The following is a 25,545-nucleotide window of genomic DNA, read 5'->3' as shown; positions in this document are numbered from 1 at the left end:
TATTATCCCTCTTTTTCCCGATTCCAGGCCAGAAGCAGGTCCACCATGCGCCCATAGCTCTTTGTCCCGTCCGCCTGCGCATTGGCCCTCAGATAGGTATCGTTTATCCTGTCAGCTGCATCCGCCACTGCTCCGTCATAGGAGTTCCAGTAGGCATTGTGATCCGCCAGATCCCGAAGCGCCTGTTCACAAAGCTTTGCCCTGATCTCCCGGAAGCCTTCCGGGTCTTCCCTGTAAAGCGCGTTCCCGCTGTGTATAAATGCCAGAACCGCCCCGCTGTATCGGAAAGCCGCGCTGTCCGAGGCCATACAGGCCAGATAAGAAATAAAGTTGGCCTCGTCCTCACGCATAAAGCCTCTTAAGTGAGAAAGCTCATGGCAGATTGTGGAGGGCTTGTCCTGATCCGGCATATCGCTGTTATAATTGGCCTCTGCCGTAAAAGGACTGTAAATGCCCTGCAGCTGCTGATAAGACAAAATCCACCAGCCAAGAACCGGCTTCGCCTGCGGATAATAGCCCGCAAGCTCCGGATAGCTCTCTCCGGCTGCCTTCATGGCTCTCACAGCTTCCTCCTCCACATCGATATCGATATCCAGTGTGAAATACCCCTCTTCATCTACCGAAATTTCTGCAGCGGCCTCGTTGATCTCCCCTGCCAGCTGCTCACACAGGGCCGTCAGCTCTTCCACTGTAGATTCCCGAATCTCAAAGCCTGCGCGTTCTGAAAAGGCCAGCCTGTGATAATTGATTCCACAGTTCAGGGTGAACATCAAAAACAGAGCAATCGCGGCCTTCCCAAGCACAGCGGCGGCCCTTCTGAGCGGAAGCTTCCGAAAAAGAACCCGCAAAAAGCCTCCCAAAAGCAGAATCAGGCAGATGTAAAGCAGCAGCTCCGATACGGAAAAGGGAAACAGAGCGCAAAAGCGCCCCAGGGTTCCCACAATCAACGGGTAAACCCGAACCGCGTACCATTCAGCAAAGCCCGGCAGAAGCCGGGCCGCCAGATTCAATATGACCGTGAACAATAAAAGGCCGGCCCATATCAGAGTAGCCTTTGACGGCTGTGCTTTTATCATCCGCGCCTTCTGCCTGCATTTCTCCGTCTGTATCTTCCTCATTAAATCGCTTTTTTCTTCTCTTCGATCTCGCCCTCGTACTGGTCAATCAGAATCTCTCTGCGGGCGATCTCCTCGCAAAGTGATTCAAAGGCTTTTTCCGTCGCGCCTTCCTCCGTATAGCGCTCGTATACAATTTTCCCCAGAGCCTCGAAATCCCTTTTCATCTCCCGCTCCAGGCTGTAGATCTGGTTTTTCAGCTTCGCGACATCCACAAGCTCTCCTGTTTTGCGGCTCACAGTATCTGCTGCTCCGGTAACTGCTCTTCCGATGTCATCCCATATGTCCTTGTTCATACCCCATTCTCCTTTCCATAAGCCCGTTTTTAATTTCCTCCTGATCCCGGGATTTCTTTGATGCTCCCAGGCTCAGCCCTGGGCAGCCGTGCTCTGGCTTTCCAGCTTCAGCACTCCCCGCATGGCAATCAGCGGACCGCCTGTATGTTCGATATACTCCCGGGTAATCGTCACCCGGCCGATATCATCGTCTTTCGGAATTTCATACATGATATCCAGCATAAACTCCTCGATGATCGCCCGAAGCGCACGGGCTCCTGTATCCCTTTCCAACGCTTTTTCCGCAATGGCCTCCAAAGCCCCTTCGTCGAATTCCAGCTGCACCTCATCAAGGGCCAGCAGCTTCTGATACTGCTTCAGAATTGCATTTTTCGGCTCTTTCAAGATACGCACCAGCATATCCTTGGTCAGGCGGTCCAGCGTACAGATCACCGGAAGCCGTCCCAGGAACTCCGGAATCATGCCGAAATTCCGCAGATCCTCCAGCGTCACCTTTGAGAGCAGGTTCGGATCGCTGTCATACTTATCCTTCAGATCCGCCTGAAATCCCATCGAGGACTTTTTATTCAGGCGCTCCTTGATCACGTTTTCCAGTTCCGGGAAGGCTCCTCCGCAGATAAAAAGGATATTCCGCGTATTTACCGTCGTCAGAGGTACCATGGCATTCTTGCTGCTGGCTCCCACAGGGACCTCCACCTCTGCGCCCTCCAGAAGCTTCAAAAGCCCCTGCTGCACAGACTCCCCGCTCACATCCCGGTGATGGGTATCCTTTTTCTTTGCAATCTTGTCAATCTCGTCGATGAAAACAATCCCGCGCTCTGCCTTTTCCACATCATTATCTGCCGCCGCCAGGAGCTTGGAAATCACGCTCTCAATATCGTCTCCGATATATCCGGCCTCCGTCAGGGAGGTGGCGTCCGCAATAGCCAGCGGCACATCCAGAAGTCTTGCCAGCGTCTTCACCAGATAAGTTTTTCCGCTTCCTGTCGGTCCAATCATCAAAATATTGGATTTTTCAATCTCAATATCATCCTGGGTTCCGGTCGCCACACGCTTATAGTGATTGTAGACGGCTACGGAAATCACCTTTTTTGCATAATCCTGCCCGATCACAAATTCATCCAGCTGTCCCTTGATCTTATGGGGAGCCGGAATCTTGCGGATATCAAAAGCCGGCTCTGCTGCTTTCTCTTCTTTTGTCTTTTTCTTTTTCACCTTCTGCTGCCGGGGCATCATATTCTGGAGATCCGACAGGTTGATCATATTGATCCCCTGAAGCTTCGAGAAATCGATATTTCCATTCTGGATCGTATCCATGGTTTTCTGCATGCATTCCGGACAGATGGCCATTCCCTGGGCCAGCGTAATCAATTTTCCTGTCTTGCTTTCCGGCCGGCGGCACAGGAAGCAGAAGCGTTCGTAGTCCTTTTCTTCCTCACTCTCTGTCTTCTGGCTGTCCGCAGAATCCCCCGGCTGAAGCTCCGTCAGCTCCTCTGTCTCTTCCACAGAATCCTTTTCCCTGTTTTTCTCTGTATCTTTTAAATAATCCTTATCTTCCATATATATTGTATACTCCTTTCCCCGAGTATAGCATAAAAGGACGGCCGGGCGCAAGAAAAAGGAGTTTCCTCTGCTTTTCTCTGCGTCCGGCCTGTTATATTACTGATTTGCTTCTACTTCCTGCTGTGTGCTCAGAGTGATATTTACCGTTTTTTCAGTGTAGCCGCCGTCTCCCGGAGACTGTACGGTTACTTCTACCGTCTCGCCTGCCTCGTAATACTGAAGGCGCTCGCGCAGCGCATCATAGCTGGTTACGCTCACTCCATCGAACCTCGTCAGGATATCGCCCTTCTGCAGTCCGGCCTTGTCCGCCGCGCAGTTCGGAACGACAGTTTTCAGATATACGCCTGCCGGCATATCATACATCTCGGAAACCTCCTGTGTGACATCCTGGCAGGTGACTCCCAGATATCCCATATTCTCTGACGCTACCTCAGAGCGGGTTTCCAGGCTCTTCAGATCGCCGATGATGCTTTCCACATCGGAAATCGGAATCGCATAGCCCATGCCCTCCACATAGCTGGAAGAAAGCTTTGCCTCATTGATTCCGATGACCTCGCCCTGCATATTCAACAGCGCCCCGCCGCTGTTGCCAGGATTGATCGCCGCGTCGGTCTGAATCAGCCGGTTGTTGATTGTGGTTCCGTCATCGTTCTGAAGCGTAACCTCCCTGTTCAGGGCGCTCACAATACCGGTCGTTACCGACTGTCCGTAGCCCAGCGCATTTCCTATAGCAACTACCTGATCGCCGACCTTCAGAGTTGAGGAATCGCCAATGCTGGCCGCCTTGATCTGAGACATGGTCGTATCCGGGATCTGATCCAAAGGCACCGCAATCACTCCCACATCCGTTGTGGCGTCTGTTCCCTTGATCTGCGCCTGCACTGCGCTGTCCTCCTCATTTCCTTCGTCTACGCTGAACAGAACCGTCAATTCCGTCGCGCCGGAAATCACATGGTTATTGGTCACGATCAGAAGCTCTGTATCATTCTGTCCAATAATAATGCCGGTTCCCGTAGAAACCTCTTCCTGCTCCTGCGGCAGGCCATACCAGCCAAAGCCCCAGTAATTCTGCACCTCACGGACGCTTACATTCGTAATCGCCACCAGGGAGGGCATGCACTCCTCTACAATAGAGGCTACCGACATCCCGGAGGACGTTCCTTCACCTGCCTGCGGCTGGGGCGTTACCGTGCCAATCTCCGGTGTCACAGTGGTACTTTCTCCCGCAGTCATCACATCATCGCCAAACAGCTGCCTTCCGATATAATTCGTCCCCTGAAACGCCGCCCCTGCGACCACACCAAAGACCAGCGCAATGCAGATGGTTTTGGCAAGCGTCCTTCCATTTTTTTTCTTGTTTTTCTTTTTGGGCGGCACTTCTCCAGTGTTCCGATAGCTTCCGCTGCTGTAGCTGTAATGATAGCCGGAAGACGAACCGGAGCTGCTGTCTGTCCCTTCAAAAGAAGCGCTGCCCTCTCTGTTCTCCGAAGATGACCCGGAACTGATATTATCCTGATAAAACGGCCCGCTGTAGCGGTACTCGCTGCTCGATCCTGTGCTTACGCCGGAATCTGAAGCAGAGCCGTCAGAATTCTGTGAATGATTATCATAATCGTACATAAAGATGAACTCCTTCCTCCACTCGTTATGTCTTAGTGTATCAGGGAAATGTGTTCAAAGTGTGAGGAAAGAATTAAAATTTGATTACATAATCCGGGAAAAACAGGGAAGCAGCCTTCTATATCCTGTGTTCGGATATTTCTCGGAAATAAAAACCATCCATTTCCCGCTACGGCAGGCTTTCCCTTACGCAAAGCGTCCCCCAGCCAATCTGCGGATTCGGATACTCCTGGAAAGCAGGAAGCGGACCCGCCCCCTTTTTCAGGTAGGCAGCGGCCTTTTCCCCGTACAGGAACGGATCGTTTCCGTCAGTAATACCCCACTGCATCAGCAGAGCGGCGGCTCCAGTCACAAAGGGCGTCGCAAAAGACGTGCCCGTGGCGGCGGCGTAGCCGCCGCCGGGCACGGTCGTCACCACATCTACTCCGGGAGCAGCCAGCACTGGCCGCTCCCGGCCATCCCTCGTGTTTCCGCGGCCCGAAAAGTCTGCATAGGTACGGCTTCGGCTGTCGTATGCCCCCACCGCCACTGCCCGCCGTGCGGTGGAAGGAATGGTAAGGGTTGTATAAGGCTCCGGCTCCAGAAACCGGGTGTTGGCATTCAGGAGCACAGAGCTTGGAAGCCACAGGTGAAGCTGGCCGTCCCGGACCTCCTGCGCTTCCAGAGCCAGTGTCCAAATTCCGGAATCCACATAATCTCCCAGCGGAAGAAATTCTACATAAATTTCCTGAGACTGGCTGTAAGGAGAGGGCTCCCCATAGTACAGCAGGATCTCCGTCTGCTCCAGCGTAAAACGCTGCGGACCCAGCACATTTTGGATAAATCCCGCGCTGCGGCCTCCAGGACTTATCAATGCCACTGAAATGTCATCCAGGTAAGATTTCCAGATCTGCACATTCAGCGCCGCTTCGTATTCGCCTACTGCCAGATGGATCTGCTTTCTCTCCCCTCTCCGAATTTCTCCCGATGCATGACCTGCGGCATAGCCTTCATTTCCTGTCCCAATACAGATGACGGATTTCCAGATGTTTGCCATATCAGTAATATAGGTTTCCAGAAGGGAGGTTCCATCATGAGCTCCGTACGTGTTCCCAAAGCTGATGTTGACTGCCACAGGCAGGCCAAGCTCCAGTGCCTTGCGGATACAGTAATCCAGCGCCTGCATCAGCTCTGTCGTGCGGGGAAAGGCTTCCGTCCGGGGAGTCCCCAGCTTTACCACAAGCAGAGCGCTTCTTGCCGCCACGCCCCGGTAGCGCCTGCCTCCAGCTCTTCCATTTCCTGCCGCAATGCCCAGAACCCGGGTGCCATGGCCGCTGGTATCTACGCTCGGTACCAGCTCTCTCCGGAGCGCCGGATCGCTCTGCGCCAGAGCTTCATCAATCTGCTCCTTCGTATATTCTGTTCCAATCCGATAGCCCTCTGGCGGTCTGCCCGGAATCGTCTGATCCCAGAGGGCCAGAATCCGGGTCGTACCGTCCTCATTACAGAAATCCGGGTGCGTGTAATCCACGCCGGAATCCAGCACTGCCACCAGTACCCCGTCGCCGTACAGATCATACTGCGCATTCTGCACCCCGGTAACGCAGGAGGCTGTCCTTCCCTGCTCTGCAGCGAAAAACAGCCTCTTTGGTTTTTCAATGTATTCAATTTCCGGAACCTCTGCCAGACGGCCGATCCTGGATTCCGGCACAATCAGGATCGCATACTCGTTCAGAAGCTCCGTCACCGTGATCCCTTCCTCTGCCAAATCGGAAAGAGAACCGGAATATTTTACGATAAGCTCCCAGGTATTCTCCTCCCTGTCAAAGCCCACATCCAGATTCAGGGACCGCGCCCTCTCCTCCGGCGTGGCGTCCAGCGCCAGGTTCAGCATATTTTCAAGCTTGGAATTTTCCACAGAAACTCTCCGCCTTTTTCAGTCTCTAAACAGTTTATGCCGAAGCCTCATTTTCATGAAGAAGACTTAAGATCATTTTTAAATCCTCTACGCCGATCTGTCCCGGCGCGGAAGCCACGCCTGCCGATCCAAAGGTCAGCGCCGAACCGAAGACCTCCCCGGCCAGCCGGCTCACAAGCCCCGTTCCTCCCATGGACATGGTAATCAGCGGCTGCTCTGCATACTTTTCCTTCATTTCCCAGGTAGCAGACAGAAGCGTCAGCACGTCACCGGCATTCTGCGGCATAGCCGCCAGTTTGAGAAGGTCCGCCCCGCATTCCTGCATCCGGCAGAGTCTACGGATGATCTCCTCCTTTTCCGGCGTTCCTTCAAAATCATGGCTGGAGGCCACCACCTTCACTCCGGCTCTATGTGCTTCCCTGCAGATCCCGATGAGAAGCTCCTCTCCGCGGAACAGCTCCACATCAATCAAATCTGCATTTCCTGAGGAAAGCACCTGCCGCAGGAAGCTCTCATATTCTTTCCGTGAAATCTCCTGCTCTCCGCCCTCCTCTCTGGTGCGGAAGGTCACAAGAAGGGGAATCTCTCCAAGGCCCTGCCTCAGAAAATCCAGCATTTCCAGCAGCCGTTCCCGATGTAATACCTCTTCATACCAGTCGGCTCTCCACTCCGCCAGATCCGCGCCGGCTGCCAAAAGCTCCTCCAGCCGGAGCCGGATTTCTTTCTTCGTCCGTCCGGTAATGGGTACACAGATTTTCGGGCATCCTTCCCCAAGCTTCACATCTCTTATTTTTACGATATTCATATGCTTTTCTCCTGATTTGCGTTTGCTTTTTGTCCCATTTTACCATATAATATAGACATTGGACAATTTTTTTGAGCTATGGGCGCCCTTCCTGAGATCTGGCGCCATAAATATTATTTACGAAAAGAGGTATTTGCAAAATGGAAGAGAAACTGACCATGGACGACTACGCAACCGAGCTGGAAGCCTCCCTGCACAAGGTGCAGGAGGGGGATGTGCTGACCGGAACTGTCATCGGCGTATCGGAGACGGAAGTGACCGTAGATCTGAAATCCTACACCGACGGAATCATCCGCGCAGAGGATTATTCAGAGGATCCCTCCTTCTCCATCAAAAACGACGTACATGTGGGAGATGAAGTGACTGCCACCGTACTGCGTACAGACGACGGGCAGGGACACATTCTGCTTTCCAGAAAAGCCGCAGCCGATGAACTGGCCTGGAAAAAGCTTCAGGAGTATCTGGATGAGAAGACTGTTCTGGATGTGAAGGTCGGAGGCGTCGTGAAGGGAGGCGTCATCGCCTATGTAGAAGGCATCCGCGGCTTTATTCCGGCTTCCAAGCTGTCTTTAAGCTACGTGGAGAATCTGGAGGACTGGCTGAATAAGGAAATCCAGGTGCAGGTTATCACGGTAGAGCCAGAGAAAAAGAGACTCGTTCTCTCCGCCCGTGAAATCTTAAGAGAAAAGGCTGCTGAAGAACGCCGCGCAAAGATCTCCAATGTACAGGTTGGCCTTGTGACAGAAGGAAAGGTAGAGAGCATCCAGCCCTACGGCGCATTCATTGACCTGGGCGAAGGACTCTCCGGCCTGGTTCATGTATCCCAGATTTCCGACAAGCGCATCAAGACCCCGGACGCTGTTCTGAAGGTCGGCGATACAGTAAAGGTAAAGGTTATCGCCATTAAAGACGGTAAGCTGTCCCTGAGCATGAAGGCTCTGAAGGACGTGGCTGCTGAAGAGGTGCGCGAGGAGAAGGTTGTGCTTCCCAAGAGCGAGGAGCTGACTACAAGCCTGGGCGAGCTGTTCAAGAATATCAAGCTTGATTAATTCTTTTCGGCATAACGCCGGTATACAAGGAGCCGAAGCGTATCGCTCCCTGTACACCGGCTAATCAGCTTTCCTACAGAAAGAGGGAGTCTGCAGGTTCGTAATGAAACCGCAGACTCCCTCTTTTTCAATCTTCAACTTTAGCACACCTTCTGAATCACATCCTTCAGGCGCCACCGCTCTTCTCCTGTCAGAAACGCGGCGTCCGCTGCATTCAGAAGAAGGGCCTTTCGTTCCTCCTGCGTCATCCCAAGCTCCTCCTGAAGAAGCCGGAATTCCCGGTCTATCGTCGTATCGGAAACTGTCATATTGTCTGTGTTGACCGTCACCGCCAGTCCCTGTCGCAGATACTGGAGCACCGGATGCTCTGAAAGAGACGGAACTGCCTTTGTCTGCACGTTGCTGCTGGGACACATTTCCAGCGGGATATGCCGTTTCCGAAGCTCTGCCAGAAGCTTTGCGTCTTCTCCGGCACGCACGCCATGGCCGATCCGGCAGGCTCCCATACGGAGAGCCGCCCACACACTTTCCGCCCCATCTGCTTCTCCGGCATGAATGGTAAACGGTACAGACAGCTCCCTTGCCAGAGCAAAAACCTCCTCATAATCCTCCGTGGGATACAGAGCCTCTGCCCCGGCCAGGTCAACCGCAGCCACACCGCGGCCCAGATATGCTGCGGCTGTCCGCACTGTCAGAAGATTTTCCTCCAGATTGTCCGTGCCACGCATACAGCACAGGATCAGCTTTGCCTTAAAAAAGGAGCCTGCCAGAGCCTCCTGCAGCCCCAGGATGGCAGCCTTTACCACCTGATCCTGCGTCAGTCCCTTTTTCGTATGAAGCTGGGGCGCAAAACGAATCTCCGCGTACAGCATTCCCTGCTCCTTCAGAGAACTTGCCAGCGTATACATGCCTTTCCGGATCGCTTCCTTCGTCTGCAGCACCAGAAGAGGCAGATCAAACTTTTCCAGATATTCGTTCAGACTTTTGCAGTCTGCCGGAGCCGTCAGAAAGAGCTTCAGCTCATCCGGCTCCCGGGCCGGAAGCCGGATTCCCTGCTCGTCTGCCAGTTCCAGCACTGTACGCGGCAGCAGAGAGCCGTCAAAATGTAAATGCAAATCTATCATCGTCTGTCCCCTTTATCCCTGTTGTATTAAGATAAATGTACCTCAATCCATCCTGCGGGATTGAAATCCCTGAAACAGACGAAAAGATTTTCACCTGTTTCATATATCTCAAAAAACACATTTTATGTCAACTGTATTTTCAGCAAAAATGTCCCTGTCAGAACTTCCGACAGGGACATCTGCAATTTCCATTCATATCTGCCAGTCCTCTGGCCTCTCTCATCCTGTCAGCCACAATCCAGCATGGTTTTCCCCTTGCCGCAGAGCTTTTCAAAATCCCTGCGGAAGGTGTTCAGCGCCGCAGTTACAGAATCGTTCTTAATCAGCAGCTCAAGAACATCCGGGGAAATCGTGGTCGCTCCGATTCCATACTCGCAGAGGGAAATAACCTGACGGGAATTCTTGAAGCTGGCCGCCAGCACTTCTGTATGGAACTTGTAATTGCGGAACATATCGTGAATCTCCTTGGCTGTGCGCACACCATCGGAGCCAAGGTTGTCAATGCGGTTTATGTAAGGCGCTACGTAAAGGGCACCTGCCTTTGCAGCCAAAAACGCCTGCATCTGCGTGTAAATCGCAGTAGCCGTCACATTGATTCCCGCTGCCGCCAGAATACGGATAGCCTTCAGGCCCTCCTTGGTAGTCGGAATCTTGATATAGGTATCGTCGCCCAGCTCCTTGCGGATCTGATAGGCTTCCTCCACCATATTGTCTGCGTGATCACTGACTACCTGCACATGCAGCTCGCCTTCCTCGATGAAGTCGCGAATCTCCTTCAGCACCTCATAGGGCGGGCGCTTTTCCTTGGCCAGAATCGTCGGATTACAGGTCACGCCATCCATCGGAAAAAACTCGTACATGGAGCGAATCTCATCAATGTTTGCATTGTCAATAATCAGTTTCATTCTCTATTCCTCCTGCTTTTCACCAAAATCGCACATATCTAATGCAGCTGATTCCATTATAATATATTTTCCATGGATTACAACTGCAAATAATCCGGTTTTTTCCTGACCTGATTTCTTCCTCTGTGCCCCGAATCTTCCTCTCCTGTAAACGTCTGCGTCACTTTGCTTCCTTTTTCTTCAGTTCGGCAAGCGCTCCGTAATGCAGAATTGTAAATTCTTCCGGAGCGGTTTCGGCAAGCAGCTTTTTATGCTCCTGCTCCCACATGTTAATTTCCTCAGCCGGGGCTGTTCTATAGTCGATCGCCATTCCCTCCGAAAGAAGTCTCGCCTGTGCAATTTGATTCTCAGAGACATCTGTTCCTATCCATTTTGCACCGTAGCGGTACAGATTTCTCGGAAGGACTCCCGTTCCGGTTCCCACATCCAGCACGCTCTGTCCGGCCACACACAGGTCCCGCCCGATAATCCGGTCATAAAATTCCTGTGGATAGATATCCCTGTATCTGGCATAGTCTGAGGAAGTTCTTCCCCAGTCAAAAGGCTTTCCGCCGTCAATATTTTTGTCGGAACGTTCCATTTTTCAGCCCCCTTCTGCATCTTCTCACTTTCAAAAGCTGCTATCTCTCTTTTCTCTCCGCACGAAAGGCTTTCCATTCCTGCCAGGCAAAAATCAGCGCCAGAACCTCAAAGGCAATCATCACCGGGTATCCTCCTGACAGATACCAGTAGAGAATCGCATTCCATCCAGAAATCTCCGAATAGGAAATACCCCCAAGCAGCACCAGGTAACTGGCAAGAAGAGAGGTCACAGCCAGCCAGCGCGCCAGACCGTCCTCATCCTTTTCCTTCTTTACCAGGCAGCGTATCCGGCAGGCACAGAGCAGAATCCAGGAAAGCGCTCCCAGCACGGCCAGAACCGGGCCCGTCCAGCGGTATACCTGCAGAATGCCGTTTAAAATCTCACCCTTGTAATTGATAGACGCCAGAAAACCATGCCGCTCCGGCACATCCCAATACCAGTCCAGATTCAGCCGGGAGCTCTCCCGCTCCACCTGGGTCACGTCTTCTGACAGCTCATATTCGTCCAGAAGCTCTCCGTTCCGGTATGCACGCAGGTACAGCGTCTGCGGCTTATCCTCCACCGAAAGCTTCAGAGAAAAACGGCATTTCTCACTGCCGGGCGCAGAGATTCCCTGCTGCTCCAGATAAGAAGCCACATCCTCACTCTCCGTAAACTCCGCCGTTCCAAGAACAGTTCCGTCCGAGAGCTCTGCCTGCAGGGTCACGCCCTCCATGCCATCATAGGACGCATACCAGCCTGCCATCTCAACCAGATCCGACTCATACCAGACAGCCTTGTCCCCGGTAATCCGCTCAAACAGCGGAATTCCGCCGTTTTCGTCCGGCTCGCTGTAAAGGTAGACAAGCGTCTCCATCTCGTCATAGGTGGTCGTGTAGGCAATCGCTTTTCCCATCGCTCCGAACAGATCGCCCAGATATCCCTTTCGCCAGGGCGACATATAAGTGGAAGGCATCGTAGCCTGCCGCTCCAGAAGCCCTGCGTCCAGAGCCGCTTCAATCTCGTCCCGTATCTGGAGACAGACGGCATTGGCGGCAGCTCCGTCCGTATAATATCCTGCCTGTTCCAGCGCCGTCCGGAAAATCCAGAATACCCAGCCGTCCCGAACCTCCCAGTTTTCCGCGTCCCCCTCTTCTCCGGCCCAGTATTCCTTGCTGCTCTGGATATAGGGCTCCAGCTCCTTCAGGGTCGGGCAGACCTCGCACATGCGGGCAATTTTCTCATTGGTCATGGTGACGCCCGGAATATCCTCTTCGGGCTTAACCGACATCATGCTCTTATACATTTCAGCGAAACCGCCGGACTGCAGCTCGTTCGTGACTTCAATTCCGTAATGGTTCAGATTCTGGCGGGCAATCCATTTCCCTGTTCCCCAGAGACATAAGAACGGCACCAGCGCCAGCAGGGCTTTCAGCATATAGGGTCTGGCGAGCCCCAAAGCCTTTTTCACGGCCGATCCCGCTGCGGAAGCAGATGTCCCTGTCTGCACTGTCTTCCGCTCTCTTCTCCACATTCCAAACAGGCTTCCCAGATACACCAGGACAAACACCACAAGGAAGGGAACAAGCCAGATCGCGTCCTCCCGTGTGTAAAAGAAGCTGACGGTTCCGGCTGTGGCTGCGATAATCCATCCGATATGCCGCTTCACAGGCTCACGTCTCCGCAGATAAACGGCCAGAAAGCCTGCGAAAATGAACAATACCTGAATATACGAAATGCTGTTCCGGTACACCCTCTGAAATGCCTGGAGAGAATAGGACACCGGATTCCAGAGAAGCGCCAGATAGAGCGCCAGGCGCGGCAGCGGCTTTTTCACCAGCGGCCGCAGCGCATAGACAAACGCCATACAGCTTACCGTATAGAAAAACGCCGTCACATTCAAATAAGACAGATGAAAGAAATTGATCACAGCCAGATAAAGCGGGAAAAACATGCCCTTGGTCAGAGTCAGGCTGTTGTATTCCCCAAGCCACTGGCCGCTTCTTAAGGTATCCGCCAGATGCACCATGATCCAGTCGTCATGGACTCCTTTGGGAACCGCCATGATCGGAAGATTATATACCAGGAGCTGTTTGACAAGGCCAAAGCCCACCATAATCAGAAGCAGAAAAATTTCTTTTTTTACAGGCGAAAGCCCTTTCCACATCTTCATGGATTCCTGTCCTCCTCTTCTGCCTGGGTCGGCTCCAGATTCTCCGGGCCAAAGCTCAAGGGAAGAAGCTCCTTCAGAAGATAGATGTGCAAATCCTCTTCTCCGGTTCCCAGTATAATCCGAAAGCTTTCCGGATCGCAGAATTCCCTCATAACCTGACGGCAGACCCCGCAGGGCGCTGTCACAGAAAGCGCCTTGTGCCCCAGGGCGCCTCCCACTATGGCAATCGCCTGAAATTCTCTCTTTCCCTCGCTGACCGCCTTGTAAATTGCCGTGCGCTCCGCGCAGATTCCCGGCGTAAACGCCGCATTTTCCATATTGCAGCCTGTATATACGCTGCCGTCCGCACAAAGCAAAGCTGCCCCTACCCGAAATTTCGAATAGGGGCTGTAAGAATACTCTCTTGCCTGTATCGCTGTCCGCATTAATGTCTTATCATCCATATTCACTGCCTCCGCCAAGAGCTCCTTTCAGGCTCTCTCATTGATAGCCAGGATTCCCGCCGTCACCAGTTTCTGGAACCGCTCCGCTGTCCGGTCCGCCGTCTCCTGAACCTCCTCATGGGAAAGCTTTTCTCCTGTAACGCCTGCCGCCATATTGGTAATGCAGGAAATTCCGCAGACACGCATTCCCGCATGATGAGCGGCAATGGCTTCACAGGCCGTACTCATACCGGCCGCATCCGCTCCCAGCGTCCTCGCCATCCGTATCTCAGCCGGAGTCTCATACTGGGGGCCGGAAAACTGAATATACACGCCTTCCTGAAGGGGAATGCCGGCTTTTCCGGCAGTCTCTCTCAAAATGGCCCGATACTCCGCGTCATAGGTATCCGTCATATCGCAGAACCGCGGGCCCAGGCTGTCCAGATTCGGACCAATCAGTGGAGAAGGCACCATCTGGGCGATATGATCCCGGATCAGCATCAGGTCGCCCGGCCTGTAATCCATATTGATACCGCCCGCCGCATTGGTCAGGAACAGCGTCTCCGCTCCCATCAGACGCATCAGGCGGATGGGCAGAACCACATCACTCATGGCATATCCTTCATAATAATGAACCCGTCCCTGCATACAGACTACCGGCACCTCGCCCACATATCCGAACACAAAGCGGCCTTTATGACCTTCCACTGTGGAGCGCGGGAAGCCTTCCATATCCCGGTAATCCAGAGTCCCTGCTATTCGGATGTTGTCCGTATCCGCGTATCCTCCAAGTCCGGAACCCAGCACCAGCGCCGTCTTCGGGACAAAGGGAATCTTTTCCCTGATGCTTTCATAACAGCCAATCAGTTTCTCATATATGGGATTCATCGGCACCCCTCCTGTCCTTCAGCGATCCAAAATCATCTGATCATAATCGAGAAATTCAAAGCCCAGCCGTTCATAAAGGCGGACAGCCTTCTCATTGCTTCTCGTTACTTCAAGACGGAAACGCCGGATTTCCGTTCTTTCCTTCATCACAGTCTCAAAAAAGCGGCTGCCGTATCCTTTCCCCCGGGCTTCTTCCTTCAGGTACAGCTCTTCAAACATCAGGCAGCGCCCGCCCACTTCGCAGGCGTAGTAGACCGTCACATAGGCGAATCCTATGATTCTGCCGTCCTCTTTCAGTACATAGCCCTCCAGAACCGGATCATCACTGACCGCATCTGCAAAGGTCTGTTCCTGTTTCTCCTGCCCCACCGGGTGGCTGACCGCATCACTCTGGTAAAAAGCGTCCACCATGGGAAGCACCTCGGAGCGCATCTCTTCCGTCATCGTCTCAACTGTAAACATCGAAGTCTCCCTATTACATCTTTTTCTCCAGTTTACCCTGAATCAGCGTAGCCGTCAACAGGATCACAATGGTTCCAAGAATCATAAGGGTAGAAAGAGCGTTCACATCCGGGGAAACGCCCTTGCGCACCATGCCAAGAATCTTCAGAGGCAGCGTCTGGCTCTCCGGTCCTGCGGTGAAAAAGCTTACCACCACGTCGTCAAGAGACATGGTCAGGGCCAGCATCCCACCTGAAATCACGCCCGGCGAAATCATCGGAAGCGTCACACGGAAAAAGGTACGGAACTCATTTGCTCCCAGGTCTCTGGCTGCTTCTTCTATGGACTTATCGAAGCCTGCCAGCCTGGCCCGCACAGTAATCACCACAAAGGGCATGGAAAAGGTCACGTGCGCAATGATCAGTGTTACCATATTCATATTGACATTTATGGAAGAAAAGAAAATCAGCAGAGCAATCGCAAATACCAGCTCCGGGATCACGATCGGAATATACAGGGAGCTGCTGATCAAATTCTTCAGCTTAAATTCAAATTTATACAGTCCCAGCGCGCAGAGCGTTCCGATCACAACAGACAGGATTGTACTCCAGAAAGCCACAATCACGGTATTGAAAAAGGACTGCATCAGCTGCCGGTTTTCAAACATCCGCCCATACCATTCAAAAGTAAAACCCTGAAAAGTAATATTCATCTCTGAAGTGTTGAACGAAAACGCAATCACCACAAAAATAGGCAGATATAAAAACAGATAGACTAAGCAGGCATAAAACACGCTGCCCGGCTTAAATTCTCTGACTTTTCTACGTTTCATCATCTTGGTATCCCTCTCTTACTGCATGGCTTATGCACCCCAGGGCGCCTGCCATATACATACATGAGCCGTGCCAGCTCGATTTGCCCCAGGGCACTTTCCCGCCCTGACGGGCTCACCTTGCCTACGCCATGTCTTCCAGTGAGCCGACTCTCGTGTACAGCCTCATCAGTACCAGTGTAATCACAATCAGAACAATGGACAGAACCGCTCCCAGCGGCCAGTTCCGGGCTGAAAGGAACTGATTCTTGATCAGGTTTCCGATATACATGGTCTTTGCGCCGCCCATCATGTCTGAGATAAAGAAGAAGCCCAGGGACGGGATGAAGGTCTGAATAGACCCCGCGAAGATGCCCGGCATCGTAAGGGGCAGAATCACACGCGTAAAAGTGTGCGCTCTGGACGCGCCAAGGTCGCTGGCCGCCTCCAGAAGAGACTTGTCCAGCTTTTCGATGGAAGTATGAAGAGGCAGCACCGTAAAGGGCAGCAGCGCATACACCATACCCAGCAGGACAGCGCCGTCTGTATACAGCATATTCAACGGCTCATCGATGATGCCGACCCACTGCAGGAAATGGTTGATAATGCCTTCTGTCCGAAGCAGCGTATTCCATCCGTAGGTACGAATCAGAGAGTTCGTCCAGAACGGAAGCATGAGAAGCAGCACCAGGGCCGGCTTCCATTTCTTGGGCGCGTTCGCTATGATATAGGCAAAGGGATAGCCCACAATCAGGCAGATCACTGTAGTCTCCAGTGAGAGCCACAGGGAATCCGCAAATACTTTCACATACTCTTTATTGAACAGAGCCGCGTAGTTGGAAAGCGTAAAGGTAAAATCCACGCCTCCATAGGCGTTTTTCGTCAAAAAGCTGATACCGATCACATAGATCAGCGGTATCATCAGAAAGAAGCCGAGCCAGAGCACGGTCGGCCCTACCGTCACCAGCGCGCCGATGCGCTTCTTAAAAGATTTGATCATTTGTCATTCCCTCTATCTCTACCGACTGCTCAATTACATTATAAATCTGCTCTTCCTTCGTCCGCATCACCACTGCTTTTCCGGGATTCCAGAACACATTGACCGCAGTCCCTACCGGAATCAGCTCATCCTCCGCCGGAGTCACGCTTTTGAGCATCTGGCCGTTCGGCATCTCAATCATGGTTTTATTGGTGGAACCGATGAAGATATGCTCCTTCACCTGTCCCCGGAACCGGAAGCCTTCCTTTTCCTCTGTGGAAATCTTCAGATTCTCCGGGCGGATACAGAGATATACCATCTCCTCCATCCGGTAGCCTGTCTCATGAATTATGGCCTTGCCGGATTCCATTGTGACCTCAATGGAATCATCCGTCATATTCTCTATATATCCCTCGATGATGTTGGACTCGCCGATAAAGTCAGCCACAAACTTGGTCTCCGGATGATTGTAAACCTCCTCCGGCGTCCCCACCTGCTCCAGGCGGCCCCTGTTCATAACCGCAATCCGGTCGCTCATGGTCAGGGCCTCCTCCTGATCATGGGTCACATAGATAAAGGTGATTCCAAGCCGGCGCTGCAGCGCCTTCAGCTCGCCCTGCATCTGCTTTCTGAGCTTCAGATCCAGAGCTCCCAGAGGCTCGTCCAGAAGGAGCACCTTGGGACGGTTTACCAGAGCCCGCGCAATCGCCACTCTCTGCTTCTGTCCGCCAGACATCTGGGCAGGCATCCTTTTTTCCATGCCGTCCAGCTGCACCAGCTTGATCATCTCCTCCACCCTGCTGCGGATCTCATCCTTTTTTACTTTTTTCTCCACCAGTCCGAACGCAATATTATCAAATACGTTCATATGGGGAAAGAGGGCATAATTCTGAAACACCGTGTTGACATTCCGCTCATTGGGCTTTTTGTCATCCACGTCTTCTCCCTCCAGAAAAATCTGGCCTGATGTGGGCACCTCAAATCCGGCAATCATACGCAGCGTCGTCGTCTTTCCGCATCCGGAGGGGCCCAGCATGGTCAGGAACTCTCCCTCCTCTACGTCCAGATTCAGCTTCTTTACGACGCGCTCATCGTCAAAGCTCTTATCTACATCCGTAAGTCTGATGATTACGTTCCCCCGGGTATCACTCATCTGCTGTTCCTCCTGTATTACAGGGTCTTGTATCCACGCTCCCCTGTTCTGATTCTCACCACATCGTCAATTGTGGAAATAAAGATCTTTCCGTCTCCCACGCTTCCTGTCGTCAGCTTCTGCTGAAGCTCCACCAGGATTTCCTCCAGATCCTCGTCCCACACAACCGTCATCACATGAATCTTCGGCAGGAGGTTCATCTCCAGATTCAGCTCCTCAAAATCCTTGGCGTCCGCCTTCTGGCGTCCGCAGCCCATGGCCGCAGTCACAGTCATGCCGGAATATTCATTCTGTGCAAGAATCTTCTTGATAATATCCAGTTTGTCCGGTCTCGTAATAATCTCTATTTTTTTCATAAGCCACCTCCGCTTAAATAGTTTCTCAGCCAGTATGCTCCCGCCCTGCCGCGCAAACGCAGCAATGGGCGGGAACATAGAAATGCAGCTTTTAGTTGGTCTTCATCTGTGTAAACACATCGTCATAGTAAGTAACAGCGTCGCCAACCTCTTCAATCAGGTTTGCACGGGCGATCTCGGACTGGTCTACGTTGCTTCCCGGATTGTCCAGGTAACGGGAATCCATGATCTCCAGGGCCGCGTCATTTGCGCAGACACCCGGGAATACATCCAGAATCATCTTGTAAATATCCGGGCGGTGCACAAAGTCAATAAACTTCATGGCGTTCTCCACATTCTGCGCTCCGGAGGTCAGCACAAAATTATCCATGGACATCTCGCAGGGCTCCTCTGTAAACACCACATCGATATCCGGGTTCTCATTGATGGCCATGCCGGCATCGATATTGTAAACCACGCCTACAGCCACCTCATTGGAAGCCAGCAGCGTCTTCGGGCTGTCGCTGTCGTAAGCCTTGATATTGGGAACAAGCTGCTTCAGCCAGGGAAGCGTTCCCTCGATGGTTGCCTGATCCGTCGTGTTGGAATCCTGTCCCTGTGCCTTCAGGGCAATTCCCACAATCTCACGCACATCGTCTACCACTACCATATTATTTTCCAGGGCCGGGTTCAGAAGGTCGTTAAAGGACTCAATGGTTACGCCCAGCTCCTCACACATCTTTGTATTCACCGCAATGACGGTAATTCCACCCATGAACGGAATGGAATACTGGTTTTCCGGGTCAAAATCCATTCCCAGAGCTGCCTCACTGATATTTCCCAGGTTCTCAAGCTGGGTCTTGTCAAGCTCCTGAATCAGTCCCTGCTCCTGCATGGCCTTGATGACATAATTGCTGGCCACTACCATATCGTACTGATCTGTTCCGCCCGCAGTCAGCTTCGCAAGCATCTCCTCATTGGAAGAAAAAGTGGACTCGATAACCTCGATTCCCGTCTCCTCTTCAAAGGCGTCATAGACCTCCTGAGGAATATATTCCGTCCAGTTATACAGATACAGCTTCTCTCCGCTGTCAGAGCCTCCTCCACAGCCAGCCAGTGCTGCCGTGCAGAGCGCAGTAACCAGTGCCAAAACAATACCTTTCTTTTTCATCCATCATTCTCCTCTTCTTCGTGATAAAAGGCGGTCCTGCCTGTCAGAAGCCACAGGCCGCGCAGAACCTGCGCGCAGAAGAAGCTTTCCCGTTTTCGGTATCAAAAGCGCCGAACCCTTTCTTATACACAAAAAATAGGACGGGAGAAAGCTTTACTGACTTTCCCGTCCTATGTGCTTCTACTAACCAATGACCTCCGCCCGCACGCGGGCGAAACCACCATATTAGGCGGAGTTCTTTTTCATCCCACAGCTTTCCTGTGTTCCTCCGCACTTTGGATTATATACAATAATGCGGAATACGTCAATGGTTTTTTTCTTTACCGGAACCAGAATCCCGTAAAATCATACTTAAACGTCCGGTAATTCTGCATATCGCATTCATACGCGAACTCGCGGATCAGGTTCCCTTCCGCATCATACTCGCCGAATACCTTCGATACGCCGCTGTTTACCACCCAGTTTCCGTCCCCGCTGCAGACGGAGCCGTTGGATACGATGCTGGAGTACGGGACGTCAAAGGAAGAATCCAGCGCAAAGGTACCATTGTTTTCGTCTATCCTGTACACATATACCTGGCTCGTCTCATCACCCAGCCCGTACAGATCCGTACCGACGCTGTCTGCCAGCTCCAGCTCAAAATTATCACGGCTGTTCAGCGACCAGTAATTGTTGTTGTATACAGCCAGATAGTAGACACCGTCCTCATCGCCTGCCCGCAGATACTCCACGCAGTGCTGTCCGTACTGGGGCACGAAGTCTCCCTCCTGCTCCAGACAGTAGTCCGCATAGGGCGTGTCCTCCCAGAAGCGGCTGTCTCCGGCCAGCCATGAAAGCTCCACATCTTCATGAATATTACTCAGCTTGATAATTGTCGAGGTCTCTCTGGAGGATACAATCAGGCTGTCACTCTCCTCCATATACTGCAGGCTGTTCAGATGAATCCAGTCCCACTCTCCTGCCTGCCAGAAGAAATCGTCCGTAGCAGAAATCGGACGCGTCATTTCATAATATCCCGACATAGCCTCTTTAAAATCAATAAGCTGAGTGACCTCTCCGCTCTCCATATCAATAGAAAGCAGCAGATCCTCCACATTCTCCGAGCCCTCCAGCTCTGCCAGAGCCAGAATCTCCCCATCTCTGCCAAAGCCGATGTCGTGATGAAGGGCGTATTCGCCAAGGTCATAGACCTGCTCCACCTGGCCCAGCCCGTTCAACCGCGCCAGCTTTCCGTTGGAAACGCAGGTAATGATATCGTTCCCATCAAACAGGATCCGGTCGGGCCCATAGCCCTCCAGAACCATCTCATACCGGAGCACGCCCTCATTGTCAAAGAAGAAGCTGTATCCCAGGTAGCCGTTGATGCGCATCATCGCGTACAGGCCGTCCGCCAGCTCTGCGTCTGAGCTGCCGTCCGTGGTCTCCAGCCGGATCGGGTAGCCGGACTGTGTCTCCGGCATGTCCACCTGGAAGCTGACTATCTGGCGCACATTTCCCCAGGAGCCGGTAATCGTCATCGTGACCTCATTCGTCATTCCCGGCACCAGGCCGACGATCTGAAACTCATGCTCCCTGGTATACTCCTGTTCACTGTCCAGATCCTGCGCTGCCGCCGTATAGTCAGAAATCTCCGCATCATCCACATGAATCGTGTAGCTCACCTGCGTTTTCTGATCCGTCTCAAAATACAGATACAGTCCATTGCTGCCGGTTCCATATGGATTGAGAACCGCAAGCGGTGTCTCCGCCGTCCAGTCCATTTTACTGCTGCTCTTCAGACTTTCCAGCGCGCCGTCCAGCCTTTCCTGCACTGCCGTATCATAATAAGTGAAGCCCTCTTCCTCGATATCCATGGGAACCAGCTGCAGAACCCGGATATAACCGCCAAGCTCCGCCTCAGCATACTGAATCTGCAGTTCCTCATTCTGATCCACAATCTCACCTACATCGGTAGTCCAGTCCGTACGTACTACTGTCTCCTGGGCTGTAAATGACTTTCCTATGTACATGACTATCGCCGGCACTGCGAGAATCACCAGAAGTAAAACCACCAGTACAATAATCAGCTTCTTTTTCCCCTTTTTGCCTTTGTTGCCTTCTTCGCTTTTCATCCTTTCTCCTTTTCACCACATAATCTTCTTTCTTCACCGCCAGAACCGCTTGCTTATGAGAAAGCCTCCTCTGGCGCAGAATTTCCCATTTCAGTTAACCAGATCATTATGTTTTTCCTGTGAAGTAATTATAAAAATTACGTAAAATCTGCGTCTACCCGAAAGAGCGAAAATTCAGGGTGTAGAATCTTCCAAAATACAGCCCTATTTTACCTCTCTTCTATCTCGTATGCAAGTCCTGTTTCCCTCATCAGCTCCATGAATGGCCGCGACGGAAAATATTCCGGAGAAAACACGCCTGCATCCCGCCAGATTCCCCTTCCGATCAGTTCAATTCCCAGGGCCGCGCCAAATCCGGTCTGGGCCACAACCGCCTGCATGCCAAAATCGCGCAGCGCATCCTGATTATCAAAGGGCTGATAGATGAAATATTCCTTTCTCCTTCCATCCTTGATTCCAATACAGTGTGCACCTACGCACATGCCTCCTGTCAGATCGCCTCCGGTATTCTGCGGCTTCGGAACACATGCCGCCACTACGTCCCGGGGAATTACCTTCACACCGTCCACCTCCACAGGGCGAAGGCTTCTAAGCCCCAGCTTGTCTATTACCTTCAGGGCGTTCAGAAGATTTTCGTCCAAAGCAATTTTAAAGCTTGCCTTTCTGAGGCCGTATTTTTTCAGATACCGCGGCAGTGTGACTACCTCTTCATGCTCTACCTTTACAAGACGGTTCAGCCCGAAGGGTGCCGGCATCCGGAACTCCTCCTCCCCCGCAAAGGCATCCTCTATCAGAAAGCCCTTTTCCCGATCCCACTCAGCGTTGGGATTCATGACCTCATCCAGCACCGTCCATGGATTAAAACCGAACAGAATCTCATTTTTTTCGCTTTCCGGGGGCGTCAGATTTCCACCGTCTTTGACATGAACCTCCAGAAGCTCGTCGAAAAGATATTCTGCCGCATACTTTGCAAAAACATTGACTACTCCAGGATCAATTCCAAGACAGATACAGGCCATCTGTCCTTTTTTCTTCCAGTCCTCATGCCGGTCAAAATTATATTTTGTCATAGGCTCCAGGTAGCTTCCTTCAAATCCCGCCCCAAAAGCCGGATTCTCCTTCGGGACAGACCATGTTCCCATACTTGCATAATCTGCCCCTGCCTCATACGCCGCGTCAAAAATACAGTTGCTCACAAAGGGAGAGGCCGCGTCCATGACAAAATCAATCCTGTGCTCTCTCATAAGCCGGACAAGCTCTTTCCTGTCATGCGCATCTGCCTGAACACAGGCAAAGGCAATCCCGTTTTCCTTCCCTTTCCCGCTGTTCCCCGGCTCCGCTTCCAGGTGTCTCCTTACTTCTTCCGCCCGCTTTCCGTCATAATCCGCTATCAGAACGTAGGAAAGCCAGCTTCCATTCGCGCTGCGCTTTTTCAGTGTCTTCAGAATGCATTCCCCTACAGCTCCTGCTCCGACCAGCATCATTCTCATAAAATCTCTCTCCTTTCAAGCTAAAGCTCCCGCAGAATCGAAAAAAGACAGAGAGACAGATGCTTCCTGCATCTGTCTCTCTGTCCTTTTACCAGTTGGTTATAGCCACGTAGGCGGCGGCACAAATCCTTTTCCTTCTGCTGATTCTGCCGCTCTCTCCAGAGCTCCGTCGGATAACCTTCCTTTTGCCTGTCAGTTTCCACTCAGGAATGATGCGTTCCCTTGTTTGCTTCTTCGGCGCTTTCGCTGCTTCCCAGCCGCATGACGGCACAAACCTCTCGTTCCCGTCACGGATGTGTAAGCCGGCGGCAGTCTGCGGAAAGTCTCTAGGGTTATCCTCTGCCGGTATCTTAAATTATGAGATTATTATATCAGCCAGAAGTTCAAAATACAATGAAAATCTGTGTCAAAAAAGCTTCCCAAAAAACTTCGTTTTCACAGCAGCTCCTCCATCAGGCCTTCCTGCTCCTCCTCAGTCCTGCGAAGCTTTTCCTTTATTTCCTTCTTTTTCTTTGTCATCAGTCCGCCGATACGCCCGGTCTCCTTTGCAGAAAGGGCCTTCCACCCGGGAGTTTGACAGTTGAATAATCGAAAAATACCTTGCAGGCCGCATAAAACCTGCTTTTTTTGTGTCAATTTTTTTGCTTTTTAGTATGTTATTTTATGTTATTGTGTGGTATAATAAGGAAAAGGAGGCATTGTTCATGAATCTTCATATAACCAAATCTAAAAATTCCGAATCCTTTTATATCTGCAAATCTTATGTGAAAGCAAACGGCAGCACTTCTTCCATGATTGTCCGCAAGCTGGGAACTTTGGAACAGCTCTTAGCCGAGCATGGCCCGACAAGGGATGATGTCCTTGCATGGGCCAAAAATGAAGTGAAAATAGAAACCGAAAAATATAAAAGGGAAAAAGAAGCGAAAACCGTTTTGATCCCTTTTCATGCAGACAGACAGTTAGATTATGATAAGCAGGTCTTTTACCGGGGAGGCTATCTTTTCCTTCAATCCATCTACTACCAGATGCAGATGAATAAAATCTGCCGGAAACTGAAACAAAAATATAAGTTTGATTACGACATCAATGCAATCCTCTCTGATCTGATTTATACAAGGATCCTGGAACCCTGCAGCAAGCGTTCTTCCTATAAGGCCGCATCTGAATTTTTGGAAAAACCTTCCTATGAGCTTCACGATGTATACCGCGCGTTGGATGTCCTTGGGGCGGAATGTGACCTTATTCAGGCAGAGGTCTATAAGAACAGCCATCTCCTGGGGCAAAGGAATGATAAGATCCTTTATTATGACTGCTCGAATTATTATTTCGAGATTGAGCAGGAAGACGGAAGCAAAAAGTACGGGAAAAGCAAAGAGCACCGGCCAAACCCGATTATTCAAATGGGGTTATTCATGGACGGGGATGGAATTCCACTTGCGTTTTCCCTCTTCCCGGGAAACGCAAACGAGCAGACGTCACTAAAGCCGTTAGAGAAGAAAGTCCTTGGGGATTTCGGATGCCAGAAATTCATTTATTGCAGCGATGCCGGACTGGGATCGGAAACCATCCGGGAATACAACCATATGGGAGAACGGGCTTATATCGTCACCCAGTCGGTCAAAAAACTGGCAAAAGAAGAAAAAGAGTGGGCGTTAAACTTCCAGGGATTTAAACAGGTCTCCGATGACGCGCCCGTCGATATCACGAAACTGCCGGAGGATGACAAAGGGCTTTATTACAAGGATGAACCGTATACCACAAAAAAGCTGCACCAGCGTTTAATCATAACCTACTCCCCTAAATATGCCTTATACCAGAAATCCATCCGTGACAAACAGGTAGAACGGGCACAAAAAATGCTGGATTCGGGAAAAGCAAAAAAGAATCGGAAGAACCCCAATGACCCGGCCCGTTTCATTGGAAAGATAGCGGTTACAAAAGAGGGAGAAGCTGCGGATATCAGGCAGTATCTGGATGAGGATAAGATTGCGGAAGAAGCGCAGTATGATGGATTCTATGCAGTATGTACGGATCTTTTGGATGATGAGGTCGGTGACATTTTAAAAGTAAGCGAAGGCAGATGGCAGATCGAGGAATGCTTCCGGATTATGAAAACAGATTTTTCCGCAAGGCCGGTTTATTTACGGGATGAGAACCGGATCCAGGCACACTTCCTGATCTGTTTCCTTGCATTAACCATCTACCGTTACCTTGAGAAAAAACTGGATTCGAAATACACCTGTGAAGAATTGCTGGACACGCTGAAAGCAATGAACTTCGCCGAGATACAGGAACAGGGCTTTATCCCGCTGTATAAACGGGAAACCATCACGGATGATCTTCACGAGGCCTGCGGATTCCGGACAGACTACCAATTCATAACCAAAAGTAAAATGAGAACAATCCAGAAAAAAAGTAAGGGAAAGGAATAAATTACTATAGTTCGCAACAACGGCAGAAATCGCTGTAGCCCAGTAAATACAAGGGATACAGCGATTTTTTCTTTACTTAACTGTCAAAGATGGGATTATAGGTTGTATCCCGTTGTTTGTCAATGCGCGGCTTTTTGCATCTCTGCTGTCTATCAAGGCTCCATCAAGGATTACATAGCCCTTTGCAGGCAGGCTGTCATAAA

The 25,545-nt window shown here is 51.5% G+C and carries 22 protein-coding genes and 1 pseudogene; 2 read left to right on the top strand and 21 right to left on the bottom strand.

Features of this window, described 5'->3' with window-relative positions:
* Positions 1-2: 2 nt before the first annotated feature.
* From B5E77_RS14320 to aroD, 6 genes are all read right to left on the bottom strand, one after another.
* Positions 3-1,076, bottom strand: a complete 1,074-nt coding sequence (locus tag B5E77_RS14320) for a DUF3810 domain-containing protein (protein ID WP_162609711.1) — start codon at positions 1,074-1,076, stop codon at positions 3-5.
* 41 nt (positions 1,077-1,117) lie between these two features.
* Positions 1,118-1,411: a hypothetical protein gene (locus B5E77_RS14315; RefSeq protein WP_087166039.1), complete on the bottom strand. Its 294-nt coding sequence runs from the start codon at positions 1,409-1,411 to the stop codon at positions 1,118-1,120.
* Positions 1,412-1,483: 72 nt separating this feature from the next.
* On the bottom strand, positions 1,484-2,971 hold the full coding sequence (clpX, locus tag B5E77_RS14310; protein WP_087166038.1) for an ATP-dependent Clp protease ATP-binding subunit ClpX: 1,488 nt from the start codon (positions 2,969-2,971) through the stop codon (positions 1,484-1,486).
* 99 nt (positions 2,972-3,070) lie between these two features.
* Positions 3,071-4,594 (bottom strand): S1C family serine protease, encoded by a 1,524-nt coding sequence (locus tag B5E77_RS14305; protein WP_087166037.1) that lies wholly within the window; start codon positions 4,592-4,594, stop codon positions 3,071-3,073.
* A gap of 169 nt (positions 4,595-4,763) precedes the next feature.
* Positions 4,764-6,491, bottom strand: a complete 1,728-nt coding sequence (locus B5E77_RS14300; protein WP_087166036.1) for a S8 family peptidase — start codon at positions 6,489-6,491, stop codon at positions 4,764-4,766.
* A gap of 34 nt (positions 6,492-6,525) precedes the next feature.
* On the bottom strand, positions 6,526-7,296 hold the full coding sequence (gene aroD / locus B5E77_RS14295; protein ID WP_087166035.1) for a type I 3-dehydroquinate dehydratase: 771 nt from the start codon (positions 7,294-7,296) through the stop codon (positions 6,526-6,528).
* Positions 7,297-7,436: 140 nt separating this feature from the next.
* On the opposite strand from aroD, the gene B5E77_RS14290 reads away from it, so the two are divergent.
* Positions 7,437-8,345, top strand: coding sequence for a S1 RNA-binding domain-containing protein (locus B5E77_RS14290; RefSeq protein WP_087166034.1), 909 nt, complete (start codon positions 7,437-7,439; stop codon positions 8,343-8,345).
* A 140-nt stretch (positions 8,346-8,485) separates the two neighbouring features.
* Here B5E77_RS14290 and add read toward each other — a convergent pair whose 3' ends face one another.
* The 15 genes and pseudogenes from add to B5E77_RS14210 all read right to left on the bottom strand — a co-directional run bounded on the left by add (position 8,486) and on the right by B5E77_RS14210 (position 23,546).
* On the bottom strand, positions 8,486-9,469 hold the full coding sequence (add, locus tag B5E77_RS14285) for an adenosine deaminase (protein ID WP_087166033.1): 984 nt from the start codon (positions 9,467-9,469) through the stop codon (positions 8,486-8,488).
* A gap of 227 nt (positions 9,470-9,696) precedes the next feature.
* Positions 9,697-10,374: a transaldolase family protein gene (locus B5E77_RS14280; protein WP_087166032.1), complete on the bottom strand. Its 678-nt coding sequence runs from the start codon at positions 10,372-10,374 to the stop codon at positions 9,697-9,699.
* Between the two features lie 268 nt (positions 10,375-10,642).
* Positions 10,643-10,954: pseudogene (locus B5E77_RS14275) on the bottom strand (class I SAM-dependent methyltransferase); the annotation flags it as partial.
* A gap of 40 nt (positions 10,955-10,994) precedes the next feature.
* Positions 10,995-13,109: a hypothetical protein gene (locus tag B5E77_RS14270; RefSeq protein WP_087166030.1), complete on the bottom strand. Its 2,115-nt coding sequence runs from the start codon at positions 13,107-13,109 to the stop codon at positions 10,995-10,997.
* Entirely contained in the window at positions 13,106-13,552 is a 447-nt protein-coding gene (cdd, locus tag B5E77_RS14265; RefSeq protein WP_087166029.1) for a cytidine deaminase, read from the bottom strand. Before cdd ends, B5E77_RS14270 begins: the two co-directional genes overlap by 4 nt.
* A gap of 27 nt (positions 13,553-13,579) precedes the next feature.
* Positions 13,580-14,419, bottom strand: a complete 840-nt coding sequence (locus tag B5E77_RS14260) for a purine-nucleoside phosphorylase (protein WP_087166028.1) — start codon at positions 14,417-14,419, stop codon at positions 13,580-13,582.
* A gap of 18 nt (positions 14,420-14,437) precedes the next feature.
* Complete coding sequence (locus tag B5E77_RS14255) at positions 14,438-14,881, bottom strand: GNAT family N-acetyltransferase (protein WP_087166027.1); 444 nt, start codon at positions 14,879-14,881, stop codon at positions 14,438-14,440.
* 13 nt (positions 14,882-14,894) lie between these two features.
* Positions 14,895-15,695, bottom strand: coding sequence for an ABC transporter permease (locus B5E77_RS14250; protein WP_330394710.1), 801 nt, complete (start codon positions 15,693-15,695; stop codon positions 14,895-14,897).
* Positions 15,696-15,816: 121 nt separating this feature from the next.
* Positions 15,817-16,671 carry an ABC transporter permease gene (locus B5E77_RS14245; protein WP_087166026.1) on the bottom strand — a complete coding sequence of 285 codons (855 nt, stop codon included), beginning with the start codon at positions 16,669-16,671 and terminating at the stop codon, positions 15,817-15,819.
* A complete protein-coding gene (locus B5E77_RS14240) occupies positions 16,655-17,803 on the bottom strand; it encodes an ABC transporter ATP-binding protein (RefSeq protein WP_087166025.1) in 1,149 nt (382 codons plus the stop codon). The genes B5E77_RS14245 and B5E77_RS14240 overlap by 17 nt, the downstream gene beginning before the upstream one ends.
* A 17-nt stretch (positions 17,804-17,820) precedes the next feature.
* A complete protein-coding gene (locus B5E77_RS14235) occupies positions 17,821-18,159 on the bottom strand; it encodes a P-II family nitrogen regulator (protein ID WP_087166024.1) in 339 nt (112 codons plus the stop codon).
* A gap of 91 nt (positions 18,160-18,250) precedes the next feature.
* Positions 18,251-19,309, bottom strand: a complete 1,059-nt coding sequence (locus tag B5E77_RS14230; protein WP_087166023.1) for an ABC transporter substrate-binding protein — start codon at positions 19,307-19,309, stop codon at positions 18,251-18,253.
* A gap of 320 nt (positions 19,310-19,629) precedes the next feature.
* Positions 19,630-21,420 carry an aryl-sulfate sulfotransferase gene (locus tag B5E77_RS14225; protein WP_087166022.1) on the bottom strand — a complete coding sequence of 597 codons (1,791 nt, stop codon included), beginning with the start codon at positions 21,418-21,420 and terminating at the stop codon, positions 19,630-19,632.
* Between the two features lie 209 nt (positions 21,421-21,629).
* Positions 21,630-22,910 carry a saccharopine dehydrogenase family protein gene (locus B5E77_RS14220; RefSeq protein ID WP_087166021.1) on the bottom strand — a complete coding sequence of 427 codons (1,281 nt, stop codon included), beginning with the start codon at positions 22,908-22,910 and terminating at the stop codon, positions 21,630-21,632.
* Between the two features lie 435 nt (positions 22,911-23,345).
* Entirely contained in the window at positions 23,346-23,546 is a 201-nt protein-coding gene (locus B5E77_RS14210) for a hypothetical protein (protein ID WP_087166019.1), read from the bottom strand.
* 68 nt (positions 23,547-23,614) lie between these two features.
* Here B5E77_RS14210 and B5E77_RS14205 point away from each other — a divergent pair, with 68 nt between their 5' ends.
* On the top strand, positions 23,615-25,342 hold the full coding sequence (locus B5E77_RS14205) for an IS1634 family transposase (protein ID WP_087166018.1): 1,728 nt from the start codon (positions 23,615-23,617) through the stop codon (positions 25,340-25,342).
* The last annotated feature ends 203 nt before the right edge of the window (positions 25,343-25,545 follow it).

Origin of the sequence: Lachnoclostridium sp. An131 (assembly GCF_002160825.1) — a bacterium.
In the GTDB taxonomy this organism is placed as follows: Bacteria; Bacillota; Clostridia; order Lachnospirales; family Lachnospiraceae; genus Laedolimicola.
The sequence above is the reverse complement of the archived record's forward strand: the minus strand, read 5'-3'. Positions and strand labels throughout refer to the sequence as shown.